General features: G+C 39.4%; 5 protein-coding genes, 2 tRNA genes and 3 pseudogenes. 5 read left to right on the top strand and 5 right to left on the bottom strand.

The features are described from left to right. Window positions 1-122: 122 nt before the first annotated feature. The 4 genes and pseudogenes from A5N84_RS10620 (at window position 123) to A5N84_RS04230 (ending at window position 4,956) form a co-directional block, all read left to right on the top strand. Complete coding sequence (locus A5N84_RS10620) at window positions 123-1,481, top strand: site-specific DNA-methyltransferase (RefSeq protein WP_233119928.1); 1,359 nt, start codon at window positions 123-125, stop codon at window positions 1,479-1,481. Beyond that, window positions 1,471-4,240: pseudogene (locus A5N84_RS04220) on the top strand (DEAD/DEAH box helicase family protein). Before A5N84_RS10620 ends, A5N84_RS04220 begins: the two are co-directional and overlap by 11 nt. A 137-nt stretch (window positions 4,241-4,377) precedes the next feature. Beyond that, window positions 4,378-4,629 (top strand): hypothetical protein, encoded by a 252-nt coding sequence (locus A5N84_RS10630; RefSeq protein WP_072281378.1) that lies wholly within the window; start codon window positions 4,378-4,380, stop codon window positions 4,627-4,629. A gap of 27 nt (window positions 4,630-4,656) precedes the next feature. Continuing rightward, entirely contained in the window at window positions 4,657-4,956 is a 300-nt protein-coding gene (locus A5N84_RS04230) for a hypothetical protein (protein WP_072281379.1), read from the top strand. A gap of 148 nt (window positions 4,957-5,104) precedes the next feature. Here the strand turns inward: A5N84_RS04230 and A5N84_RS04235 are convergent. Further along, window positions 5,105-5,181, bottom strand: a tRNA-Arg gene (locus A5N84_RS04235). Window positions 5,182-5,308: 127 nt separating this feature from the next. After that, window positions 5,309-6,195, bottom strand: a pseudogene (ttcA, locus tag A5N84_RS04240) (tRNA 2-thiocytidine(32) synthetase TtcA). 120 nt (window positions 6,196-6,315) lie between these two features. Here ttcA and A5N84_RS04245 point away from each other — a divergent pair. After that, a tRNA-Thr gene (locus A5N84_RS04245) sits at window positions 6,316-6,391 on the top strand. A 158-nt stretch (window positions 6,392-6,549) separates the two neighbouring features. Here the strand turns inward: A5N84_RS04245 and hslU are convergent. The 3 genes and pseudogenes from hslU to A5N84_RS04260 all read right to left on the bottom strand — a co-directional run bounded on the left by hslU (window position 6,550) and on the right by A5N84_RS04260 (window position 9,381). Beyond that, window positions 6,550-7,906: pseudogene (hslU, locus tag A5N84_RS13355) on the bottom strand (ATP-dependent protease ATPase subunit HslU). 4 nt (window positions 7,907-7,910) lie between these two features. Further along, entirely contained in the window at window positions 7,911-8,450 is a 540-nt protein-coding gene (gene hslV, locus A5N84_RS04255) for an ATP-dependent protease subunit HslV (RefSeq protein ID WP_072281380.1), read from the bottom strand. 142 nt (window positions 8,451-8,592) lie between these two features. Then, window positions 8,593-9,381 (bottom strand): enoyl-ACP reductase FabI, encoded by a 789-nt coding sequence (locus A5N84_RS04260; RefSeq protein ID WP_072281381.1) that lies wholly within the window; start codon window positions 9,379-9,381, stop codon window positions 8,593-8,595. Window positions 9,382-9,572 lie beyond the last annotated feature (191 nt).

A 9,572-nucleotide genomic window follows, 5' to 3' on the forward strand; every position in this document is an offset into this window, starting at 1 on the left:
CCGTTGGCGAAATCAAACGCCATTCAGACGGCTTTTTAAAAGGCATACCAGCCGAAAATATCATTATCAAAGGCAATAATCTAATAGCCCTGCATTCGCTTGCCAAACAGTTTAAAGGCAAAGTGAAGTTGATTTATATTGACCCACCGTATAATACAGGCAATGACGGTTTCAAATACAACGATAAATTTAATCATTCGTCATGGCTTGTGTTTATGAAAAATCGTTTAGAAGTTGCCAAAGAATTGTTAAACGATGATGGGGTGATTTTTGTTCAAATTGATGATAATGAACAGGCTTATTTAAAAGTGCTGATGGACGAGATTTTTGGGCGTGAGAATTTTATTGGAACAATTCCTCGCTTAACCTCTGCACAACGCCCTTCACAAGAAAAATATTTCTCCATTAGTCATGATTATCTTATTTGTTATGCCTTTAATAAAAACTACACCTTTAATGCAATTATTGAAAGAGACTTTTCGCAAGAAATTTTTCAAGATGAAATTGGCAAATTTTTTAAAAATGATACAAGCCCCATTCTAGCATCGGCAACACAAGGTTATTCAAAAGGTGGGGATTATGATATTGAAGTAAATGGCAAAATCTATCAACCAGTTGATTCAAAAGGCAATAGACGTCGTTGGCTTTGGACAAAAGAACGAATGGAAAAAGCTATTGAATTAGGAATTGTAGTAGAAACAAAAACAACTTTAAGAGTAAGAAATTATATAGATAAAGAATTTGCAGTCAAAACAAACACAATGATTGATAAAAATCCAAATTTATCAATGACTACTTATGATTTAATGAATTCAAATTATGTCAATAATATTGGCACAAGCGAACTTACAAAATTAGAAATTAATGGTTTTAGTTTTCCAAAACCTGAAAAACTTATTAAACGAATTATTGAATTAACAACCAAACCAAACGACATCATCCTAGACTACCATTTAGGCAGTGGCACAACCGCTGCCGTTGCTCACAAAATGAACCGCCAATATATTGGTATTGAACAAATGGATTATATTGAAACACTTGCCGTTGAACGCTTGAAAAAAGTGATTGATGGCGAGCAAGGCGGTATTTCCAAAGCCGTGAATTGGCAAGGTGGTGGCGAGTTTGTTTATGCCGAGCTTGCTCCATTTAACGAAACCGCAAAACAACAAATTTTGGCTTGCGAAGATTCAGACGACATCAAAACTCTGTTTAATGAATTATGCGAACGCTATTTCCTAAAATACAATGTGAGCGTAAATGAATTTAGCCAAATTATTGAAGAGCCTGAATTTCAATCTTTGCCATTAGACGAACAAAAACAAATGGTGCTTGAAATATTGGATTTAAATCAAATGTATGTTTCATTATCTGAAATGGATGATGAGCAATTTTCAGCTTGCTTAAATGATGATGATAAAGCGTTAAGCCGTGAATTCTATCAATCAGCAAAAAATCAAGCGGAGAAAAAAGATGGCGAATAATAAAATTTTGTTTGAAGTGATTGAAAATGAATGTAAAGCGGTTAAAAAATACAAGCCTGAATTACTTGAAATGCCTGAATTTATGTCCAAAAACTTAAAATATGATTTTTTTGAATGGCAAAAATCCGCCCTTGAAAACTTTTTGATTTTTGACCGCATGTCAGAGCTAGACGATTTCCCTGATTTAAAAAATAAGCCAACGCATTTGCTATTTAATATGGCGACAGGGGCAGGAAAAACGATGATGATGGCGGCGTTGATTTTGTATTATTTTGAAAAAGGGTATCGGCATTTTCTGTTTTTTGTGAATCAAAATAATATCGTGGATAAAACGGAAAATAATTTTATTGACCCGACGCACGCAAAATTTTTATTTAACGAGAAGATTTTGCAGGGCGATACGGTAATTCCCATTCGCAAAGTGGAAACATTTAGCCCACATTCAGACGGCATTGAAATTAAATTTACCAGTATTCAAAAACTGTATAACGATATCCACACCGAGCGAGAAAACCAAACCACATTGGCGGATTTGCACAAATTGAACCTTGTGATGCTGGGCGATGAAGCACACCATTTAAATGCTCAAACCAAAGGCAAAAAACAAGGCGAGTTGGATTTGGAAGTGGAATTAAAAGCCAATGCAGGCAATGCCGAAATTGAACGCAAAGGCTGGGAGCATATGGTTTTGGAATTGTTACTCGATAAAAATGGCAATCCCAGCGAAAATGTGCTGCTGGAATTTACCGCCACGCTGCCTGAAAATGCTGACGTGCAACAAAAATACGCTGATAAAATCATCACAAAATTTGGTTTAAAAGATTTTTTGCAAAAAGGTTATACTAAAGAAATCAATTTGGTATCCAGCACACTGGACAAGAAAGAGCGGGTGTTGCACGCTTTATTGTTTGCCTGGTACCGCCATCAAATCGCGTTGAAATACGGCATTGCCAATTTTAAGCCTGTGATGTTGTTTAGAAGTAAGACGATTGATGAATCAAAATCGGATTATTTGGCATTTTTAAATTGGGTAGAAAATGTGCAAGCGGATGATTTTAAGTTTTTAGATACATTTTCAATGAGCTTAAACGATAGCGATAACGCCAACGAACAAGGCAAAACCCGTACCGAACAAGCCCTAAAATTTATGCAGGAAAATGGCTTTGAGTTTGCACATTTAGCAAATTGGGTGAAACAAAATTATCAAAAACACAATGTCATTATTACCAACTCCGAAACCAACAAAAGCAAAACCGAAAAAACCGACAGCGAAACGGAAAAATTGCTAAATAATTTGGAAGCAGCTGATAATCCGATCCGCGCCATTTTTACGGTGGATAGATTAACCGAAGGTTGGGACGTTTTAAATTTGTTTGATATTGTGCGTTTGTATGAAGGGCAAAACGGCGGCGGTTCAAATAAAAAATCAGGCAAAACGGCTACCGCTACCGTATCGGAAAAGCAGTTGATTGGTCGTGGCGTACGTTATTTTCCATTTGCGTTTGAAGATAAACAGCCGAATAAACGCAAATTTGACAACGACATGCAACACGAATTACGTATTTTGGAAGAATTGTTTTATTACACGCACGATGAGCAATCTCGCTATATTACAGAACTGAAAAACGAGTTACGAAAAGATGGTTATTTGCCTAAAAAAGACGATGATAAGGTATTGGCAACATTTAAACTCAAATCTGAATTTGCCGATAATAAGGATTTTAGAGAGTTGTTAATTTGGGCGAATAAAAAAATCCCCAATCCCAATGCTAAAAGTAATAATGCAGACAGCCTAAAAGTCAATCCGCAAACACTTTCATTCCAAATTCACGGCAATCAACTGTTGCAGGAAATGCAATTTACAGCCGATGAAAATGATGAAACAGCCCGACAAATCGGCACACAAAATAATTTTACTCAAACCATAAAAATGAGTGAAATGGAACGGCACATTTTCAATAAAGCCTTGCATATCAAAGGAAAAAATAGTCAATCTTTATTCCATTTTGACCGCCTGCAAAGCAAACTCAACATTCAAAATCGCAATGAATTACAAAATAACTTGTTAAAAGATTGGCAAATTGAATTTTTGGGATTAGAGCAAGATAAACAGATTCACCCAGATGACAAACTTGCAGGCTGCCTGAAAATCTTGGAAATGGTTGAAAAACATCTGAATGAAAGTGATATGCCGTTTATCGGTACAAAAGAATTTACGCCTAAAAAATTGTGGAAAATTTTCGGCACACCAAAAACAAAAATGGGTCAAAAAAGATGATGTAAAAACTGCTATTGCCATGCAAAATGATTGGTATGTGATGGATAATTTTGCTGGAACGAGTTTGGAAGAAGCGTTAATTCAATTTATTTCAGAACGTTTGGGCGATTTAAAATCTCAATATGACATTAATTTAATCCGTAACGAAGAAGTATTTAAATTGAATAACTTTGCTAATGGCGAAGGATTTATGCCCGACTTTATTTTATTGCTGAAAGATAAACAAAAATCTTCTTCCAATGGTGTGGATGGCTTTTTGCATTACCAAATTTTTATCGAACCCAAAGGTGAGCATTTAGTGGAAACTGATAGGTGGAAAGAAGAATTTTTAGAAGCCATCACAGCAGAATATGGCAAGGATAAGATTCTGCAAAAAGATACGCCACATTATAGGCTAATCGGACTTCCATTTTTTACAGAGAAAAAATATATAGAAGGAAATTCTTTATTTGAGGAAAGGTTTAAAATTTTATATTGTTAATAGATTAGAGCCTACAAAACCCATCATTATTTGTTTAAGGATTTTTCATCCTTGTGATGCACTAATGGTGGGGTTAGTCTTAGTTATTTAAATATTTCGCTTTGTTTTTGATTAGAGCTCATTGTCAATGCCCTTTTATGAGCACAAATCGTTTATCAGCCTATTATCAAAACACAGCCTTTCGTTTTAATCACATTGTCAAGCACATCTATCTGATGGCATACCCAGCACAGACAAAGGGCAATCCAAATGACAAAGATGACAAAGATGACAAAGATGGCAAAGATGGCAAAGATGGCAAAGATGGCAAAGATGGCAAAGATGGCAAAGATGGCAAAGATGGCAATCACACCAACCAAGAGGTCATGGACGAGCGGGGCAAACCGTAAACAGGGCATCATAACAGCGAGCTGGCTTTGGACATTGGTCAAGCCGATTGGTATGCGTATAGCGAAAACTATGGCACCAGTGAAGAAAAACACTTTGTGCGATTTATTGACAGTCAAATTGATGCCCTAAAACAACAATACCCAACGGCAGAGATTTATCTGATAAGAAATGAGCTAAATTATTATCTGTTTAGCCCAAAAGACGGACGCAGGTTTAGCCCTGATTATATGATGATTATTAATGATGTAAGTGGCAAAACAAAATACCCCCAAAAATACCCCCAAAATAGGCGTTACATAACGTTACTAAGTGATACTCAATGTTAGCTAACGATACAAATTGACACTCAAAAATTAAGATTGCTTACTTAAAAAAAGTGCTTATATTTCTTGCAATTGGGGTTGAATTTAAGCCTGTTGCTAAAAAAAATCCAAAAAAAACACCGCGATAGCTGCGGTGTGTATTTTATATGCTTGGCGCGCCCGGAAGGATTCGAACCTCCGACCGCCTGGTTCGTAGCCAGGTACTCTATCCAGCTGAGCTACGGGCGCGTCGTTTGCAAGTCGCGCATTATGCTGATTTTTATAAAGGCTGTCAACCTTTATTTGAAAAATAATTTTTCAACGGATGAGTTAAAATATTTCCTTATAAAAATTAGCTATATAATTTATTTGATAATTAAACAACTTTGCTTTTCTCTGGGTAAAAAATTAGAGGTTGTTCGTTGTGTTGTTTTGCTTGAGGGTGTTCTGCAGATTTTTCTGGTACAAGCCAAGAGGTTTTTGCACTTGTATGCTCTTCTAATTGGGCAAAATCAAATAATTCTGTATCAAGAAGATGTGAGGGTTTTACTCGCGTTAGAGCAGAAAAGATGGTTTCTAGGCGCTGAGGATGGTTTTTTTCCCATTCTAGGAGCATTTCTTTAGCAATCTGGCGTTGCAGATTATCTTGTGAACCGCAAAGATTACAAGGGATGATAGGGAAGGCTTTATATTCGGCATATTTGGCGATATCTCGTTCATCGCAATAGGCTAAGGGGCGGATGACGATGTGTTGCCCGTCGTCGCTTTTGAGTTTTGGGGGCATGGCTTTGAGTTGTCCACCAAAAAATAGATTTAGGAAAAAGGTTTCCATGATGTCAAAGCGATGATGCCCCAATGCAATTTTTGTCATGCCGTGTTCTTTAGCATAGGTGTAGAGTAAGCCTCGACGTAAGCGCGAACAAAGTGAGCACATGGTTTTGCCTTCAGGGACTTTCTCATTAACGATGCTGTAGGTGTCGCTTTCGATAATATGATAATCCACGCCTAGATTTTTAAGATATTCGGGGAGAATATGTTCTGGAAACCCCGGTTGCTTTTGGTCTAAGTTAACAGCGGTTAAATGAAAGCGTACAGGCGCGCTTTTTGTAGTGATAGCAATAAATCGAGCATAACATAGGAGTCTTTCCCTCCAGATAGGCAAACCATAATGTGGTCATCTTCGCGAATCATTTGATAATCTTCAATGGCTTTGCCGACATTTCGGCGTAGGCGTTTGTGGAGTTTGCGTTGTGTTAGGCTCATGATTTTACCGTGTTTTATTTTAAAGATGCGCATGATAGCAATTTAGAATGAAAAAAATAAGTATAATTTTCTTGACAGGGATTAAAAAATAACTAAAATGTCGTACTTGTTTTAAACAAAGCCGGAGTAGCTCAGTTGGTAGAGCAACTGACTTGTAATCAGTGGGTCGCGGGTTCAACTCCTGTCTCCGGCTCCATTTTTTAAGCCTTGATAAAGGGCTTTTCTTTTGTCTAATCAATTGATTGATAGCGTTCTGTTTTGATTAATATCAAGATGACGCTATATTTCGATAAGGGTTAGTGCATAGATTTGAAAGCGGTGAGTTATTGCTCACCGCTTTTTTTATTAATGAATTTACAATACAAAACGGCTTAAGTCTTCGTTTTCAGAGATGTCGTTTAGGGTGTGGTTGACGTAATCGGCATCAATACGCACGATTTCGTTGTCGCTTTTATCAGCAGCTTCAAAAGATAGTGATTCGGTTAGGCGTTCCATGAGGGTGTGTAGCCGTCTTGCCCCGATATTTTCGGTGGTTTTATTCACATGGTAGGCGATTTCAGCAAGGCGATTAATGCCATCCTCACTAAACTCTATAGTTAAGCTTTCAGTGGCAAATAGCGCTTTGTATTGTTTGATAAGGCTGGCGTCGGGTTCTGTAAGAATGCGTTTAAATTCATCTACGCCAAGGGCATTTAATTCAACTCTGACGGGCATTCTGCCTTGTAGTTCAGGGATTAAATCGGAGGGTTTGCTCAGATGAAATGCGCCTGAGGCGATAAATAAGATATGGTCGGTTTTTATCATGCCATATTTGGTTGAAACGGTTGACCCTTCTACTAAGGGGAGAAGGTCGCGTTGTACGCCTTCGCGGGAAACGTCGGCTTTGCCGTGGTCGCTACGAGTGGCGACTTTGTCAATTTCGTCGATAAAGACTATGCCATTTTGTTCGGCATTGCGCAGGGCTTGTTGTTTAATATCATCATCAGAAACGAGTTTGTCAGCTTCTTCATCGGCTAGGGCGATGAGTGCCTCTGCAATGGTCATTTTCTGTTTGCGTTTTTTTTGTTTTGCCAAGGTTTTTGAACAGTTCGGAGAGTTGTCCGCCCATTTCTTCCATTCCTGGTGGGCTCATGATTTCAACCCCAATATTGGTGGTTTCTTGGACTTCTATTTCGATAATTTTGTCGTTGAGCTCTTCGCGTAGGATGCGTTCACGATAGGTTTTGCGTGCAGGATTATCTTGAGGGTTTTGTTCACTGTCATCGCTCCAGCTGGTGCGTGTTTTAGCTGGGGGAACAAGAACGTCTAAGACACGTTCTAAAGCGGCTTCACGGGCTTTATGTTGGACGTTTTTACGCGCTTGTTCGCGCTCTAGTTTAATAGACACTTCAGCTAAATCGCGAATGATAGAGTCAACATCGCGTCCAACATAACCAACTTCTGTAAATTTGGTGGCTTCAACTTTAACAAAAGGCGCATGTGCAAGTTTGGCAAGGCGGCGCGCAATTTCGGTTTTGCCCACCCCTGTTGGTCCTATCATTAGGATATTTTTTGGGGTGATTTCACTGCGTAGGGGTTCATCAATTTGTCGACGGCGCCAACGACTACGCAAGGCAATGGCGACAGCGCGTTTGGCTTGTTTTTGTCCGACAATATGGCGGTCAAGTTCTTCTACGATTTCACGCGGGGTCATGTTAATTTCTTGGGTCATGGTTTTATCCTTTTAATTCGTCAGAGACAATGTTGTGGTTGGTATAAACACAAATATCAGAGGCAATGGCTAGGCTTTTTTGTGCGATGGTCAGCGGGTCTAGGTCGCTGTTGTGATAGAGCGCGCGCGCTGCTGATAGTGCAAACATGCCTCCTGAGCCAATGGCGGCTATGCTGTCTTCTGGTTCTACGACATCGCCATTCCCAGAAAGGATTAAAGTGGTGTCTTCATCAGCGACAATGAGCATGGCTTCTAAGCGTCTTAACATGCGGTCGGTGCGCCAGTCTTTAGCAAGTTCAACAGCAGCACGCAATAATTGACCGTCTTGGGCTTCGAGTTTGGCTTCAAAGCGTTCAAATAAGGTAAATGCATCGGCAGTCCCCCCTGCAAAGCCTGCCAGTATCTTGTTGTGATAGAGACGGCGTAATTTGCGTGCGTTGCCTTTCATAATGGTATCGCCGAGAGAGACTTGTCCGTCCCCTGCAATGGCAACATGTCGTCCGCGACGGACGGATAAAATAGTAGTGGAATGTGCGTGAAACATAAAACGTCCTTTTGATTAAAACAATTTTTACGGTATGGGGATGTTTTGACGTTTTTCAAGAAGTGGGGGTGGCGTGAGTGAGTGTTATAGGCATAAAAAAGCGCAACGCTTGGAGCATTGCGCTTATATGAGAATAGTTGGGTTAGTCGATAATGGGAGAAGATAAAATATTAAATCCACCATCAACATAGGTGACTTCGCCTGTAATGCCAGAGGCTAAATCAGAGCACAAGAAAGCTGCAACATTGCCCACTTCTTCAATGGTAACACAACGCTTTAATGGCGCTGTTTTTTCAAATCCTTTTAGCATGGCGCGAAAATCTTTAATACCAGAGGCAGCAAGTGTACGGATTGGTCCTGCGGAAATGCCGTTAATACGAATACCATCTTCGCCCAAATCAGCAGCAGCATAGCGGATAATGGCCTCAAGCGAGGCTTTAGCAACGCCCATTGTGTTGTAATTTGGAATGGCTCTCACAGCGCCTAAGTAGGATAGGGCCAAAGCAGCTGCTTGACGACCTTTCATAAGCGGATAAGCATATTTGAGCAAGGCGGCAAAGCTATAAGCGCTTACATCGTGGGCAATGTGGAAATTGTCTCGCGTTACGCCATCTAAAAATCGCCCTTCAATGGCTTCGCGTGGAGCAAAAGCGATGGCATGAATTAATCCGTCTAGTTCGCCCCATTCTTTCTTTAATTCTTTAAAAACAGCTTCTATCTCTTCTTCATTGCTCACATCGCAAGGTAGGAAAATTGAGGCACCAAAATCACTTTCCCCCATTTTTTCAACACGAGGTTTTAATTTGTCATTTTGATAAGTAAATGCCAGTTCTGCTCCCTCGCGTCGCATCGCTTGCGCAATACCATAAGCAATCGATAAATTACTAGCCAAACCAGTGATGAGAATTTTTTTTCCGCTTAAGAAACCCATAGTAAATCCTTGAATAGAATGTAGCGCCCTATTTTAACTAAGCAGGTAGAAAAGTGCGAATTTTAAAAATTAACCGCAATGCTTGAGAGGTAGAGAGTATCCTTATGTGGGCTTGGGGTCTGTGAAAAACTAATATTTAGTGGAATCAGTCGAGGATGTTAGGCGATTAAGGATGTGTGCTGAGAAAACGA

The organism is Rappaport israeli, assembly GCF_001888055.1.
In the GTDB taxonomy this organism is placed as follows: domain Bacteria; phylum Pseudomonadota; class Gammaproteobacteria; order Cardiobacteriales; family Cardiobacteriaceae; genus Rappaport; species Rappaport israeli.